Annotated in this window: 11 protein-coding genes; 4 read left to right on the plus strand and 7 right to left on the minus strand. The window is 69.0% G+C overall.

Annotation, left to right across the window (positions count from 1 at the left end; genetic code table 11):
- Positions 1-38: 38 nt before the first annotated feature.
- On the minus strand, positions 39-1,007 hold the full coding sequence (locus QRN53_RS01325; RefSeq protein ID WP_285242311.1) for an RluA family pseudouridine synthase: 969 nt from the start codon (positions 1,005-1,007) through the stop codon (positions 39-41).
- A gap of 141 nt (positions 1,008-1,148) precedes the next feature.
- On the opposite strand from QRN53_RS01325, the gene QRN53_RS01330 reads away from it, so the two are divergent.
- Together QRN53_RS01330 and QRN53_RS01335 are read left to right on the plus strand one after the other, a co-directional pair.
- Complete coding sequence (locus QRN53_RS01330; protein ID WP_285242219.1) at positions 1,149-1,784, plus strand: winged helix-turn-helix domain-containing protein; 636 nt, start codon at positions 1,149-1,151, stop codon at positions 1,782-1,784.
- Positions 1,781-2,473 (plus strand): SRPBCC family protein, encoded by a 693-nt coding sequence (locus QRN53_RS01335; protein WP_285242220.1) that lies wholly within the window; start codon positions 1,781-1,783, stop codon positions 2,471-2,473. Before QRN53_RS01330 ends, QRN53_RS01335 begins: the two co-directional genes overlap by 4 nt.
- Positions 2,474-2,622: 149 nt before the next feature.
- On the opposite strand, the gene yczR is transcribed toward QRN53_RS01335, so the two are convergent.
- Positions 2,623-4,125, minus strand: a complete 1,503-nt coding sequence (yczR, locus tag QRN53_RS01340) for a MocR-like transcription factor YczR (protein ID WP_285242221.1) — start codon at positions 4,123-4,125, stop codon at positions 2,623-2,625.
- Between the two features lie 61 nt (positions 4,126-4,186).
- On the opposite strand from yczR, the gene yczE reads away from it, so the two are divergent.
- Positions 4,187-4,807 (plus strand): membrane protein YczE, encoded by a 621-nt coding sequence (yczE, locus tag QRN53_RS01345; RefSeq protein WP_285242222.1) that lies wholly within the window; start codon positions 4,187-4,189, stop codon positions 4,805-4,807.
- A gap of 46 nt (positions 4,808-4,853) precedes the next feature.
- Here the strand turns inward: yczE and QRN53_RS01350 are convergent, their stop codons facing one another.
- The 4 genes from QRN53_RS01350 to QRN53_RS01365 form a co-directional block, all read right to left on the minus strand.
- Positions 4,854-5,684, minus strand: a complete 831-nt coding sequence (locus QRN53_RS01350; protein WP_285242223.1) for an Fpg/Nei family DNA glycosylase — start codon at positions 5,682-5,684, stop codon at positions 4,854-4,856.
- Entirely contained in the window at positions 5,677-10,749 is a 5,073-nt protein-coding gene (locus QRN53_RS01355; protein ID WP_285242224.1) for a DNA glycosylase AlkZ-like family protein, read from the minus strand. Before QRN53_RS01355 ends, QRN53_RS01350 begins: the two co-directional genes overlap by 8 nt.
- Positions 10,750-10,849: 100 nt before the next feature.
- The gene (locus tag QRN53_RS01360; RefSeq protein WP_285242225.1) at positions 10,850-11,503 is read right to left on the minus strand and encodes a DUF4232 domain-containing protein; all 654 of its coding nucleotides are present in this window, start codon (positions 11,501-11,503) and stop codon (positions 10,850-10,852) included.
- A gap of 194 nt (positions 11,504-11,697) precedes the next feature.
- Positions 11,698-11,907, minus strand: a complete 210-nt coding sequence (locus QRN53_RS01365; protein WP_285242312.1) for a hypothetical protein — start codon at positions 11,905-11,907, stop codon at positions 11,698-11,700.
- A gap of 253 nt (positions 11,908-12,160) precedes the next feature.
- Between QRN53_RS01365 and QRN53_RS01370 the strand changes: the two genes are divergently transcribed.
- Entirely contained in the window at positions 12,161-12,508 is a 348-nt protein-coding gene (locus tag QRN53_RS01370; RefSeq protein ID WP_285242226.1) for a hypothetical protein, read from the plus strand.
- A 119-nt stretch (positions 12,509-12,627) separates the two neighbouring features.
- On the opposite strand, the gene QRN53_RS01375 is transcribed toward QRN53_RS01370, so the two are convergent.
- Positions 12,628-14,367: a thiamine pyrophosphate-dependent enzyme gene (locus QRN53_RS01375; protein WP_285242227.1), complete on the minus strand. Its 1,740-nt coding sequence runs from the start codon at positions 14,365-14,367 to the stop codon at positions 12,628-12,630.
- Positions 14,368-14,396 lie beyond the last annotated feature (29 nt).

Here is a 14,396-nt window from a genome sequence, read left to right on the forward strand (position 1 = left end):
CGAGTTCGTGCGCCGCGCGGCCGGGGTTGAAGCAGTGTTCAGGGACGTGCCCGGGCCGCTTCGCTGAGCGCCAGGCGGCTGCGGTACTCCGCTGGCTTTCCGGAGATCGGATCCACGAACCGGATTCCGCGGGCCAACAGCTGCAGCGGTTTGGCGTAGTCGTCCGGGGCCTTGTCCAGCAGGTCGGGGTAGAAGGCGTCGTTCACGATTCCCAGTCCCAGCGAGGCCATGTGGACCCGCAGCTGGTGCGTCTTGCCGGTGTGGGGTTCCAGCCGGTAGCGGGCGAGGCGCCTGGCGCCTGCGGTGCCGCCGGCACCCGCCGGGCTGCCGGCGTCGAACGTTTCCAGCCGCTCAATCCTGGTTTCCGCGTTCGGCTCGCCGTCAATGACTTCCGCCAGCAGGTAGCTTCGGGACTTGGTCATCCGGTTGCGGACCACCACGGGAAACTCGACGGCGGGGTGCCCGGGTGCGGGCTCCGCGGCCGAGACGCATTCGTACTCTTTCTGCACCTGCCGCTTCTCAAAAAGGACCTGGTATTTGCCCCGGGTCTGCGGGTTGGTGGAGAAGAGCAGGACGCCGGCAGTCATGCGGTCCAGCCGGTGCATGGGGATGAGGTCCGGGAGGTCCAACTGGTTCCGCAGGCGCACCAGGGCGGATTCCTGGATGTAGGTGCCTCCGGGCGTGGTAGGCAGGAAGTGGGGTTTATCCACCACCAGCAGGTGGTCATCCTGGTGCAGGATGTTCAGCTCCACGGGCAGCCGGGTCTCCGCCGGCAGCGTGCGGTAGTACCAAATGAAGGTGTGGTCCTGCAGGGGCGTGCTGCGGTCCAGGGGGATGCCGCCTTCGCCCACGATCTCGCCGGCATCGAACCGGTCCTCGATGCCTTGCGGATCGATGTGGCCCCACCGGTGCATCATGTAGTCCATCGCGGTGTCCCACGGTCCCTCGTCCGGCAGCCGCAGGCGGGTGGCATTGACGCCGTCGCGGACGGGAAGGGGGGATTGCATCACCGGCCCATTCTACCGGCGTTGATACGGCCGGTTCGGACTGCAGCGTTCCGGCGAACTCGGTGCGAACCGTGGACACCTGCCCCTCCGACGATAAAAAAGTTCTTGACAATAAAAGTTGTCGGTAGTCACAATGAAGGCATGCAGGAAATTGCAGTCATCGAGGACCCGGCCGCGGCCGAAGCATCCCTGGATCCCATTCGCACCAGCATCCTGCGGGAGCTGGTCCGGCCCGGATCTGCGACGCAGCTCGCCGTCCGGGTGGGCCTGCCCAGGCAGAAGGTCAACTACCACCTCAAGGCGCTGGAGCGGCATGGCCTGGTGGAACTGGTGGAGGAGCGCCGCAAGGGAAACGTCACCGAGCGGGTCCTCCAGGCCACCGCGGCCTCCTACCTGATCTCGCCGTCGGCGCTGGCCTCGGTGTCCCCGGACCCCCGGCAGTTCGGGGACCGGTTCTCCGCCTTTTGGCTGCTGGCGCTCGCCGGCCGGATGGTCCAGGAAGTGGGGAAGCTGATCGCCGGTGCTGCCGCCGCCCGGCAGAAGCTGGCCACGTTCGCCATCGATGGCGAGATCACGTTCCGCACCGCCGCCGAACGGGCCTCGTTCGCCGAGGAACTCGGCGTGGAGGTTACCCGGCTGGTGGACAAGTACCACGACGCCGGGGCGCCGCAGGGGCGGCGGCACCGGCTCGTCGTCGCCCTGCACCCGGCTCTTAAAGAAACCCGTGCCCCCAAGGCAACCAACGAATCCAATCCAGGCAAGGAACAGGACAAATGAACGACAAACGCACCTTCGAAATCGTCCACGACTCTGAGCTTCCCGCCACGCCCGAGCGCGTATGGGAAGCCGTCACCGCCGGAACCCCGGCCTGGATGTTCCCCACGGACCAGTGGCCGGCCGTCAGGACCGTGGACGAGTACCCGAGCCACCTGGTCTCCAGGATGGACGGCCCGGAGGGCTGGTTCAACCAGCTGGAGCACGTCCTGGAACCGGCGGACGCCGGCCGCACGCACCTGCACTACGTCCACAGCGGCATCTTTGCCGACAACTGGGATGAGCAGTACGACGGCGCCAGCCGCCACACCGAGTTCTACCTGCACACGCTGGGCCAGTACCTGCAGTACTTCGACGGCCGTCCCGCGGTGTTCACCGACATCCAGGCACCCGCGTCCTCGCAGGCTCCGGAAGGGTTCGCCCGGCTGCGGGAGGCGCTGGGGCTGGGATCCGCCGGGCAGGGTGACCCGGTTGACGTGGAGCTCGACGCCGCGGGGCGGCTGACCGGCGAGGTGGACTTTTCGAATGAGCACTTCCTTGGCCTGCGCACCCCGGACGCGCTGTACCGTTTCTTCGGCCGCAACGCCTTCGGAGCCCCGGTGGGCATGACGGTGCACGATTTCAGCGGCGCCGGCGACTCCGAGGCCACGGCCAAGGTATGGAGCGGGTTCCTGGAACGCGTGTACGCGTAGGCCTCGCTTCCCGTTGTGTGCCCCAGTCGCAGGAACACCGCGGGCTCGCCGGAACACTGCGGGCTCGCCACCGCGGGCTCGCCGTAATTTTGCGGCGGGTACGCGCCGTTCCGGCGATTTCGGCGGTTCGGCCCAGGTGCGCCGGCGTGTCAGGCGATGGCGACGGCGGGGGCATGGGTCAGTGACCGGCGCAGCTGGGGAGCGGCGTCCAGCCGGTCCTGGGCGGCCCGGAGTCCCAGCACCGCCGTCTCCAGTTTGTCCGGTGCGAGGGTGAACGGCAGGCGCAGGTTGCGTTCAAACGCCCCGCCGATCCCGAATCTGGGTCCGGCCGCGAGCCTGATGCCGAATTCCGGTGCCAGGACCGTGAGTGCCGTGCTGATGGGAGCGGGAAGCCTGCACCAGACCGAGAGGCCGCCGGCCGGCGGCGTCGTCTGCCACGAGGGCAGGTGTTCCGCGAGCAGGCCGAGCAGGGTTGACCGGTTGCCCCGCAGCGTCCGCAGCAGCGCAGGAAGCGGCTCCTCAAGTGCCCGCACCAGGTGGGCTGCGGCCAGCTGCTCCATGACCGGGCCGCCCAGGTCCAACGTGGTGCGCGCCGCGGCGAAGCGTTGGATCATCGGTTCCGATGCGCGGATCCACCCGGTGCGCAGGCCGCCCCAATGCGATTTGCTCAGGGAGCCGATGGAAACCACGGCGCTGCTGAAGCCGGCCAGCGGAGTGGTGGCGATGCCGTCAAGGTTGAGGTCACGCAGCGTTTCATCTGCCACCAGGACTGTTCCTGATGCCGCCGCCGCGCGGGCCAGCCGGCGGCGCTGTTCGTCAGGCATGATCATGCCGGTGGGGTTGTGGAAGTCCGGCACCAGGTAGGCAAGCTTGGGCCGCTGCTGGACCAGAGCCGATTCCATGGCCAGCAGGTCCCAGCCGGACTCGGCGAAGGCCACCGGGACGGGGCGGCACCGGGCGGCACGGATGGCATCCAGTGCGTGCGGATAGCTGGGGTGCTCCACCAGGATCCTGTCCTGCCGGTCGGCCAGGGTGCGGATGATGATGGTCAGCGCGTGTTGGGCTCCGGACGTGACCATGATCTGCCCGGCCTGCGTCGGCACACCGGCAGCCGTGTACCGGTCTGCAACTGCCTGGCGCAACGGCAGCAGGCCCAAGGCGTCGTAGCCAAACCCCGGCAGCAGGGCCGGAAGTTCCGTCAGTGCCGCGGCGAAGGCCCGGTGCACCACCTCGCCGCTGGCCGGCAGCGCGGAATAGGCAAGATCGATCAGCCCCTCGGGAGCGGTCAGGCCCGGTGCCGCCAAGGTGGAGGTGGACCTCGCCGCCGGTGGGGAGGTGGATGGGGGCTGGGGACCGAAAAGCGCCGGGCCGAAGGGGGTGAGTTCGGGGATGCGGGTTTTGCCGCGGCTGCCCTGGCCCGTGCTCAGGAAGCCCTGGTCCCGGAGGCTGGCATACGCCGCCGTGACGGTGGTCCGGCTGACCCCGAGGACAGCACTGAGCGAGCGCTCGCTGGGCAGTGCGGTATCCAGCGCGATCCGGCCGTCCAGGATCAGGAGCCGCACCACATCCGCCAGCTCTCGGTAGGCGGGTCCGGTGCCGCTGTTCCACGGGCCGAGGAGGCGGGACAAAGCCTGGGGGGTGAGGAGAGCCATAGAGCCAGTATCTCAAACTGGCTATGTATTCCAATGCCAGTTGCATGGAATGGTTATCTTCATGATGACCCGCAGACTCCTCCAACTCTTCACCGGCCTGGCCATGTACGGCATTTCGCTGGCCATGTTCATCCGCGCCGGCCTGGGCCTGGACCCGTGGGATGTGTTCCACCAGGGTGTGGCCAACCGGACCGGGCTGAGCATCGGCGTGGTGGTCATCGCGGTGAGTTTCCTGGTGCTGCTCCTCTGGATTCCCCTGCGGCAATGGCCAGGCTTCGGCACGCTGTGCAACGCGGTCTTGGTGGGAGTGTTTGCGGACATCGGGCTGGCGCTGATCCCGCCGGTGTCCCTCCTGGCCGGCCAGATCGGCCTCCTCGCCGGGGCCATCGTGCTGAACGGCATCGCCTCGGCCTGCTACATCGGAGCACGCTTTGGGCCAGGGGCACGGGACGGCCTGATGACGGGACTCGCCCGCCGGACCGGCTGGTCCGTCAGGCTGTCCCGGACGCTCATCGAGGTGATCGTGCTTGCTGTCGGCTGGCTGCTGGGCGGCTCCGTAGGCGTGGGCACGGTGGTCTACGCCCTGGCCATCGGCCCCCTGGTCCATGTGCTGCTGCCGCGCTTCATGGTTCCTGAGGCGGCGCCGAAAGCTGCAAGCAAGCCGGAACCCGCGAACTGCTGACGCCGGCCGGTCCTGCCGGCGTCAGCCGGGCTCCCGGCCTCCGGCGTCAGGCCGGCTCGGGCTGGCACTTCGGGCAGAAGTAGATGTCCCGTTCTTCCTCGCCGTTGGGCTTGCCCAGGAGTCCGCGTTGGATGGGGGTGCCGCATTTGAGGCACGGCCGGCGTTCTCCGCCGTAAACCCAGTAGCCGGGCCGGCCGGCCATCCTGCCCACCGGAAGGCCACGGGCATTGAGGACCGTAACGCGGCGCCCGGGGCCCAGGTTGACCTCCAGGAGCTGCTTGGCGTCGGTCATCATGGTCCGCACATCAGCAACCCCGGCTACCGGAGTGGCCGGGTGCACGCCGGAGAGGAAGCACGCTTCGCAGCGGTAGATGTTGCCGATGCCCGCGAGGTTCCGTTGATCCAGGAGCGCCACGCCGATCGGAACCTCCGGACGGGACCGGACGCGGCGTTCGGCTTCGTCCAGGTCCCAGTCCGGGCCCAGGAGGTCCGGCCCGAGGAATCCCACTATGGAGTCCTCATTGGCCGTGGCCACTACTTCCAGGATGCCCAGGGAGAATCCGACGGCGTCGGCAGCGGCGGTCCGCAGCACGCAGCGGGCGGTGAAGCCGGGCTTCCGCCACCGTCCGCCGGGCGGGTAGACCTGCCAGGCCCCTTCCATCTTCAGGTGCGAGTGGATGGTCAGCCGCTTGTCCTCCGGGCCCACCACCCGCATCAGGAGGTGCTTGCCGCGGGGGACCACCTCCTCCACCGTCCACCCTGCGAGGTTCAACGTGGCAAACCGCGGCACGCGGAAGTCGGAGGCAAGAAGCGTCTGCCCGGCGAGGGCCTGGTGCAGCTGACGGGCTGCCCGCCAGACTGAGTCACCTTCAGGCACGGATCCTCAATCCCTTCGGTGTGGAGTAGGCGCCGGCGGCGCTGAGGGCTGCGGCAACGGGCGTATCCAGGATTCCCTGCCCGTTCACCTTTTCCATGATCAGTTTGTCCACGGCGCCCCGGGTGACCACTCCCACCAGGGCAGTACCGGCAGCCGCCAGGACGGCGTCGTCATTGCTGAATGCCAGCAGGGTCTTCCCGCCGCGTTCCACGTACAGCACCAACGCACCGTCCACCAGCACCACCAGCGCACCGGCCTTCCGGCCGGGACGGTGCCCGGTACCGGCGTCGTCCCGCAGTGCAGGCCAGGGGAGGGCAGCGCCGAAAGGGTTGGCGGGATCGGTGGCTGCGAGGGCCAGCGCCACCGGCTCTGCCTTGGCCAGTTGAGTGTCCTCCGAGTAGGAACGGAGCCGGTCCACCGTGGCGGGAACGGCGAACTGGGCGGCGCCGAGGTGTTCGATGAAGTAGCCGCGGCGGCACCGGCCGGCCTCCTCCAGCCGCGCCAGCACCTTGTACATGAGCCCGAAGCCGCCCAGGATTTGTTCGGCCATGACCGAGCCCCTGGTGACCACGCCGTAGCGGTCCAAGAGGAGCTCAGCCGTGGCGCGGGCGTGGATGGTCGCATCGAGTTCGGGCTCGGGGAGGGCGGACCAGCGGCCCGCGGCCGTCGTCGGAGTGGCGGCCCCCTGCGGGCCGTACCGTCCGCCGGCCAGCCCGGGAGAACCCATCAGACCGGTGCCGTGGGAGCGGCCCAGCCGGCTCAGCCGGGGCGCCCGGGCACGCGGTGCACGAGCCACCTGCCGGTGCGCTGTGTGCCCGCCGGCGATCAGGGACCGTACCGGGGCGAACGTGTCGCCGGTGATCCTGCCGGCCCATGCGAGCTCCCACAGCGCCGTGACCACCTCCTGGTCGCCGAGGACGGCGTCCATGCCGCCGGCCACTTCGGTCAGCTGCCGGAAGAAGTACCCGCCCCCCTTGTTCCGCAAATGGTCCAGGAGGCGCAGGCCGGCATCGCCGGGTTCGAAGCCAGGGGCCGGATTGAGTGTCAGCTCCGCGGAATCAGCCAGGTGGAGGCTGATCCATCCGTCGTTGCCCGGCAAGGACCCGGCGCCCGACCACAGGACCTCACCTGCCGCCATCAGTTCGTCCAGCATGGCGGGCTGGTAATTGGACACCCGGCTTGCCAGGACCAGTGGCTCCCAGGCCGAGGCCGGCACGGGGACACCGGAGAGCTGGTCTATGGCGGTGATGATCCCGTCCAGCCCCCGCAGCGACGGCTGGCCGCGCCCACCGCCAGGGGTCCTGACGTGCTGCCAGGCGGGCAGGAAGCGCCCATAGGCTGCGGCGTCCACCGGTTCCACTTCGGCGCGCAGCGCTGCCAGGGAACGACGGCGGAGCTTGCGCAGCACCTCGGCGTCGCACCATTCGCTGGCGGCGCCGTGCTGAACGGCAGGTGCGGAACTGGCCGCTGGTGCCGGTTGGCCGGCTGGCTGGCTTTGGTCTGCCGTCTCGGATTCCTGCCCGTCCGGCTCCTGCGGCGGGGCCTCGGGCGGTGTGGCGTGGGGCCGGAACTCGCCCTCCACAACCCGTCCGTCCGCTGCCAGGCGTTTCAGTGCTGTGCCCACCACGGCAACTCCCAGGCCCAGCCTAGTGGCGGCCTCGGCTGCGGTGAAGGGACCGTGCGTCCGGGCATACCGGGAGACGAGGTCGCCCAGCGGATCGGCAACCGGCTCGATGAACGCAAGGGGGACGCCCATGGGCAGCGGCACGCCGATCGCATCGCGGAGCCGCGCGGCATCCTCGACGGCCGCGAAGCGTTCAAAGCCGCCGATGTTGACCTTGATGGCGCGGTTGGCACGCTGGAGGGCGGCAAGGTGGGCGGCTGCTTCGGCGACGGTGGCGGGGGTGTCGGACTGCCCGGTTTCGTCGGATCCGGCAGCCGGGCTGGTTTCGGTGGCCTCAGCCACCGGCCTTGTGCCGGCCGGCTCAGCCACCGGGGCTGTGCCCTGCAGCCGCGCGGCTGCCTCTTCCGGCGTGAGCGGTCCAAGCAGCCGCAGGAGATCGGCTACGCCTTCCATGCCCCGCGCACGCCGGTCGGAGGTCAGGCGTTGCAGTTCGCGTTCGGTGGCCTCAATGACCTTGGCGTCCAGGAGCTCGCGCAGCTCCACCCGGCCGAGCAGCTCGTTGAGCAGTGTGGAGTCCAGGGCCAGGGCAGCGGCGCGGCGTTCCGCGAGCGGGGAATCGCCCTCGTAAAGGAACTGGGCAACATAACCGAAGAGCAGGGACTTGGCGAAGGGTGAGGGCTGTTGGGTGGTGGTCTCCACAATCCGCAGCTCGCGCCTCTCCACCGAGGCGGCGATGTCCTTCAACGCGGGAAGATCGTAGACGTCCTGCAGGCACTCCCGGACCGTTTCGAGCACGATGGGGAACGTGGGGTATTTCCTGGCCACGTCCAGCAGCTGCGCCGACCGCTGGCGCTGCTGCCAGAGCGGCTGCCGCTTGCCGGGGGTCTGCCGGGGAAGCAGGAGCGCGCGGGCAGCACACTCGCGGAAGCGCGAGGCGAAGAGTGCGCTGCCGCCCACCTCGGCAGTGACGATCTGCTCCAGCTCCTCGGGGTCGAAGAGGAACAGTTCGGCGCCCGGCGGCTCGTCCTCCATCATGGGCACCCGCAGGACGATGCCGTCGTCGGCGGCCATGGCGGAGCCGTCAAGTCCGTACCGCTGGTGGAGCCGCTGCCCCACCGCAAGGGCCCATGGCGCGTGTACGGGCATGCCGAACGGGCTGTGCAGGATCACGCGCCAGTCGCCCAATTCGTCGTGGAACCGCTCCACCACCAGCGTGGTGTCGCTGGGGACCACCTCGGTGGCCTGCTTCTGTTCGCTGAGGTACTGGATGAGGTTGTTGGCCGCGTAGTCGTCCAGGCCACTGGCTTTGCAGCGCTCTGTGGCCGGCCCGGGATCGGACGCTGAGAGTTCGCGGACGAACGCGCCCAGGGCACGGCCCAGGTCCACGGGGCGCCCCAGGGAGTCACCCTTCCAGAACGGCAGCTTGCCGGGCTGGCCGAACGCGGGGGAGACCAGGACGCGGTCGTGCGTGATGTCCTCGATCTTCCAGCTGGTGGCCCCGAGGGCAAAGACGTCGCCCACCCGGGACTCGTAGACCATTTCCTCGTCCAGTTCGCCCACGCGCCGGCCGCCCTTGGGCACCCGCGCCGGCTTTCCGTCCTCGGCCGGGGACGCCGAGCCTTCCTGCTCGGTGCCGATGATGTAGACGCCGAACAGGCCGCGGTCCGGGATGGTGCCGCCGGAAGTGACGGCCAGCCGCTGGGCTCCGGGACGGCCCTCGATGGTGCCTGCGTTGCGGTCCCAGATGATCCTGGGGCGGAGCTCGGCGAATTCGTCTGAGGGGTAGCGTCCGGCCAGCAGGTCCAGGGTGGCCTCGAATGCGGAGCGGGGCAGGGACGCGAACGGCGCGGAGCGGCGCACGGTGCTGAACCATTCCTCCACGTCGATGCTGCCCAGGGCCGTTGCGGCCACGGTCTGCTGTGCCAGGATGTCCAGCGGGTTGGCCGGGATGGCCAGGCGTTCGATCTTGCCGTCCAGCATCCGCTCTACGGTGATGGCGGTGTGGACCAGGTCCGCGCGGTGCTTGGGGAACAGGACGCCCTGGGATACCTCACCCACCTGGTGTCCCGCGCGGCCCACCCGCTGCAGGCCACTGGCCACCGACGGGGGCGATTCGACCTGCACCACCAGGTCCACGGCGCCCATGTCGATACCCAGTTCCAGCGACGACGTGGCCACCACGCAGCGCAGCCGCCCGGATTTGAGGTCGTCCTCGATCAGTGCCCGCTGGTCCTTGGAAACGGAACCGTGGTGTGCGCGCGCCAGGACCGGATCAGCCCCGGCCGAGCTGCCCGCCTGCGCCATCATGTGTGCGGGCGTGGCACTTGAGGCGGGAATGCCCGACGCCGGTCCCCCCGGCGTGCCCGGCCCGGCGTCGAGCCCTTCCGGAGGGGCGTCGTCCCAGCCGCCGCCCACGGCCACCAGCTGGCGTTCGGCGTAGATTTCGTTCAGCCGGGCGGTGAGGCGTTCGGCGAGGCGCCGGGAATTCGCGAAGACGATGGTGGACTGGTTGGCCAGCACCAGGTCCACGATCTTTTCCTCCACATGGGGCCAGATGGATGCCTGCGGCTGGAGGCCGGAAGCGGGCCCGGAGTCGAACGCCCCGGCAGCGGCCTGCAGGTCCGACATGTCCTCTACCGGCACTGACACGGTGAGGTCCCAGTTCTTGCTGGCCGGCGGCGCGACGATCTCCACGGGGGCCGAACCGGCAAGGAACTGCGCCACAAGTTCCCGCGGCTCCACGGTGGCGGAAAGCCCAATGCGTTGCGCAGGTTTGGGCAGCAGCGCGTCCAGCCGCTCCAGGGACACCGCCAGATGGGCGCCGCGCTTGGTTCCGGCCACGGCGTGGACCTCGTCGATGATGATTGTGTCCACCTCGGTGAGGGTCTCGCGGGCCTTTGAGGTGAGCATGAGGAACAGTGACTCAGGGGTGGTGATGAGGATGTCCGGCGGGTTGCTCAGCAGCGCCCGCCGGTCCGCGGCGGGAGTGTCACCGGACCGGACTCCCACCGTGATGAGGGGCGCGGGAAGGTCCAGCCGTTTTGCCGTTTGGGTGATGCCGATCAGCGGCGAGCGGAGGTTGCGTTCGACGTCGACACCCAACGCCTTGAGGGGCGAAATGTAGAGGACACGGGTTTTGCGTTTGGGGGCGCGGGGCCGCTTGCCTTTGGCCGGGGGTTCCGCGGCGGGAGCAGGGGACACCGGTGATGTGCTGAGGAGTCGGTCCAGGGCCCACAGGAAGGCGGCCAAGGTCTTGCCGGAGCCGGTGGGCGCCACCACCAGTGCGTGCGAACCTGACGAGATGGCAGCCCAGGCTCCGGCCTGTGCTGGTGTTGGCTTGGAAAACGCGCCCAGGAACCAGTCCCGGGTGGCGCGGCTGAACTGGCCCATGGGCACAGCGGGGCCGGAAGCACTGCCGGCAGGACGCTGTTCCTGGTTCATGCCTCCATCATGCCCCAAGGCACCGACACTGGGTTTCGGCGGACGCCGCGGCCCGGCATGGCTGCCGGGCCGCGGCCGGGTTCGCCGGCAGGCTGCGGGGTCAGGCGGGTTGGAACGCCCCGATGGTGAGCAGGGTGATTTGCGCGTTGCTGCACGCCTTGGTGGGCTGCGGGAGGAACAGGGAATCGGTGTCCTCGGGCGGGTAGACCCGGTACCCGGCGGCGTCCACCGGCGAGCAGTCCATGTAGTTGCCTGCCTGCGTATACCGCAGCACCGCGGTGCCGGTCTGGCCGGGAGCCAGCAGGACCTCGACCACCGCTGCGGAATCGTCGCGCGTGGCCGGTGCACCGATCGGGGCGCCGGTGGCGTCCGCCACCAGGGAGACGCCGGCGAAACCCTTGAGGATGCAGGGTTCAGTGCCCTTATTGGTGAGGTTGAGCTTCATGTAGACGCTGCCAGCCGCGCCGCCACCGGAGGCATCGGTGGCGGCCGTGAGCCCGGCCGCCTTGCACAGGGCAGGGGTGCCGGCGGCAGTGGTGCCGGGGGCCGGGGAGTCAGGCGTTGTGGCGGGTGCGGAGGATGCCGGCGGGGCAGTGGATGCCGACGCCGTGGGTGACTGGCTGGCCTGCCCGGTGGCGGGCGTCGTGGTCGTCTGGGACTGCGGCTGGCTTGGAGCGCACGCGGTGAGCAGCAGCGCTGCCGCCGCGGCCGCCGTCGTCATGGCAAACGCCTGGGAAATTATCTGAGACCTCATGCCACCACCTTCGCCGTACCGGTTGCCCGCGTCAACGATGCCACCTGCCTTGGCGGCAATTTGACGCCCGGATCGTGATGATCCGGGCACGGGCGGGGCTCCTCTGACGCCATGCGGTGACCACGCGGGCCGGAACGGGCACCGTCAGTCCGTCTCCGGCCCGGTGCAGTACGGGCAGTCCTCGGGGCACTCCGTCATGCCGGCACCCCTGCCAGGTCCACGCCGTCTGCCACGTGGAACAAGCGGCGGCCACCCACCGGCGCGGTCACCCAGACGATGCTGCCGTCGCCTGTCCTGTCGTCCACCACGCCCCTGAAAACAACCCGTCGGTTCCTTCGGAGTTCCACCAGGTCGCCGATCTCGACCGGGTCCCAGCGGACAGGGCTCTTTATGCGGCTCGTCATTGAAGTCACGGGCATTCCTTTACACGGTGTGGGTAGGGCGGCGACTGCTGCCCAATGAAGCCATCAAACAGGGGCGCTCCCGCCGGGCTCAATGGAGGAGTGACCACGCATCACAGTGCTTCCTTGTGCAGGCCTCCAGCCCCTGCTGCGCAGGCCTCCAGCAGCCCGTTCAGCGGCCGGGCAGGGCCGTGTGCCCCGGCGGAGGGCGGGGTTAGACTGCCTGCGTAAGCGTCGGCGATCGAAGGAGAAGTTCATGGACTACACCGGAAGCCAGTCGGAAAAGGCAGTCACCGCCGGTGAACTGGGCCGTAGCCACATCGGGCAGACAATCAGCTTCCAGCCGAACGAATTCACGGTGGTCTTCGGCAAGCTCGCTGGAATCGCCCGGACCGAAGCGATGGTCTACATCTCCCTGGCCGGGGTGGGAAACGGCACGCATCTGAAGGATGAGTACGATCTGCCGGCGACCCACGAGGTCTACGTTCCCGTGGACGTCATCGCCAACGCGGAATCCACCATCAAGGATCTGTTCGGCAAGGTCCAGGAGAACCTCCGTGGAACCGGACACAAGGGCGGCGAGGACCGGACCGACCGGCTGTAGCGGACAACCCCAAGGGGAAGGCCGGCCCACAGGCGCCGGCCTTCCCCTTGTTGCGCCAGTACACCGATGCGCCAGTACACCGATGCGCTAGTACGCCGTTGCGCTAGTACGCCGTTGCGCTAGTACGCCTTGACGCGCTGGTCCACCACGAGGTGGATCAGCGCGAACGTGCGGTCCTGGTCAATGGCTGCCAAGGCGGCCTCCAGGGCAGCCGGCACGTCGCGGTCCGCCGTGACCGTGATGCCGAACCCGCCGAAAGCCCTGGCCATCAACCCGAAATCCGGGTTCTTCAACTGTGTTCCCGAGACCCGCTGCGGATAGTGCCGCTCCTGGTGCGTGCGGATGGTGCCGTACTCCTGGTTGTCCATGACCACCACCAAAGGCGTTGCACCGTACTGGGCGGCGGTGGCGAGTTCCTGCCCGTTCATGAGGAATTCACCGTCCCCCGCGATGGTCACGACGCGCCGGTGCGGCTCGGCGAGGGATGCGGCAATGGCGGACGGGATGGAGTACCCCATGGAGCCGTTGCGGGCGCTGAGCATGGAGGCATAGCGGCGGGTGGGGAAGTACCGGTGCGCCCAGTTGGTGTGTTCACCGGCCCCGAACGTCACCACGGCGTCCTCGGGAAGCCTGGGGACCAGGTTGGCCATCAGGGTGTCCATCCTGGCCCGCCCGGCCCCGGGGGCCGCGGGAGGCAGCGCGGCGAAGCGCTCCTGTTCCGCCCGCATCCGGGCCGTCCAGTCCCGCCATTCGTCCTTTACCGGCAGCGTGATGCTTTGGAGGTCCCGCACGAACGCCTCCGGCTTGGCCAGGATCTGCCGCGACACCGGTCCGGACCGCCCGCGCAGCGACGGATCCACCGTGACCAGGAAGTTCTCCTTGGTCCAGTCCTGCCGGCAGACGAAGCCGTCCGTGATCACATCGCCAGGAACCGTGCCCACAAATACCAGGAGGTCGGTCTCCTCCATCAGGTCGTAAGTGGGCCGCGGACGGCCGTACCCGATAGGGCCAACGTAGGACGGTGAATCGAACGGAACCGTTCCCTGGGTCCGCCACTCGGCGGCGGCCGGGATGTGGTGCCGTTCCAGCCAGCCGGTGAGCTGGCTGGCGGCTTCCTGGGTCCAGTCGTTGCCGCCGGTGACGAACAGTGGCTTGCTGGACCTGGCCAGGGCTGCTTCAAGCGCTGCGGCGTCCGGGCTGGCCATGCCGCCGGCTGCCACGGGAATCGCAGGATGCAGGGCCGGGCTGACCTGCTGCCGGATGACATCCTCCGGCAGGCCGACCACCACGGGGCCCGGGCGTCCGCTCATCGCGGCGAACATCGCTTCGGCCACGATTTCGGAGGCGCGTTCGGGGTGGTCCAGGACCATGACCCGTTTGGCGCCGGTATCGAACCAGGACTTGATGTCGAATTCCTGGAACGCCTCCCGGTCCCGGTGGGCGAACGGGATGAGCCCCACGAAGAGCAGCATGGGGGTGGAATCCTGCCAGGCGGTGTGCAGTCCCACGTGGGCGTTGGCGGCGCCCGGCCCCCGGGTCACCATCGCCACCCCCGGACGCTGGTTCATCTTGCCGTCCGCCTCGGCCATGTAGGCGGCCCCGCCTTCGTGGCGGCAGACGATGGTTTCGATGCTGGACCCGTGCAGGCCATCCAGCACGTCCAGGAAGCTCTCGCCGGGAACAACGTAGGAGCGCTCCACGCCATGCGCCACCAGCGTATCGACGATGACGTGCCCGGCGGACTTCAGGGTTGGCTGCGTATGGTCCGGCGCGCTGGGGCGGAGGTCCTGCCGGTCATCGACGACGACGGCGGGCTGGGAACGGGAGGCGGTCAGTGTGGGCTGCGGCTCTGGGGTCATGTTCTTTCTTTGGCTCGAAGGGTGGCGAA

It is taken from the genome of Pseudarthrobacter sp. fls2-241-R2A-127 (genome assembly GCF_030209355.1).
Lineage (GTDB): Bacteria > Actinomycetota > Actinomycetes > Actinomycetales > Micrococcaceae > Arthrobacter.

Excerpts from the sequence above, each read along its gene's own strand:
- QRN53_RS01325 (WP_285242311.1), bottom strand. The coding sequence starts at position 1,007 with ATGCAATCCCCCCTTCCCGTCCGCGACGGCGTCAATGCCACCCGCCTG.
- QRN53_RS01330 (WP_285242219.1), top strand. The coding sequence starts at position 1,149 with ATGCAGGAAATTGCAGTCATCGAGGACCCGGCCGCGGCCGAAGCATCC.
- QRN53_RS01335 (WP_285242220.1), top strand. The coding sequence starts at position 1,781 with ATGAACGACAAACGCACCTTCGAAATCGTCCACGACTCTGAGCTTCCC.
- yczR (WP_285242221.1), bottom strand. The coding sequence starts at position 4,125 with ATGGCTCTCCTCACCCCCCAGGCTTTGTCCCGCCTCCTCGGCCCGTGG.
- yczE (WP_285242222.1), top strand. The coding sequence starts at position 4,187 with ATGATGACCCGCAGACTCCTCCAACTCTTCACCGGCCTGGCCATGTAC.
- QRN53_RS01355 (WP_285242224.1), bottom strand. The coding sequence starts at position 10,749 with ATGAACCAGGAACAGCGTCCTGCCGGCAGTGCTTCCGGCCCCGCTGTG.
- QRN53_RS01360 (WP_285242225.1), bottom strand. The coding sequence starts at position 11,503 with ATGAGGTCTCAGATAATTTCCCAGGCGTTTGCCATGACGACGGCGGCC.
- QRN53_RS01365 (WP_285242312.1), bottom strand. The coding sequence starts at position 11,907 with ATGACGAGCCGCATAAAGAGCCCTGTCCGCTGGGACCCGGTCGAGATC.
- QRN53_RS01370 (WP_285242226.1), top strand. The coding sequence starts at position 12,161 with ATGGACTACACCGGAAGCCAGTCGGAAAAGGCAGTCACCGCCGGTGAA.
- QRN53_RS01375 (WP_285242227.1), bottom strand. The coding sequence starts at position 14,367 with ATGACCCCAGAGCCGCAGCCCACACTGACCGCCTCCCGTTCCCAGCCC.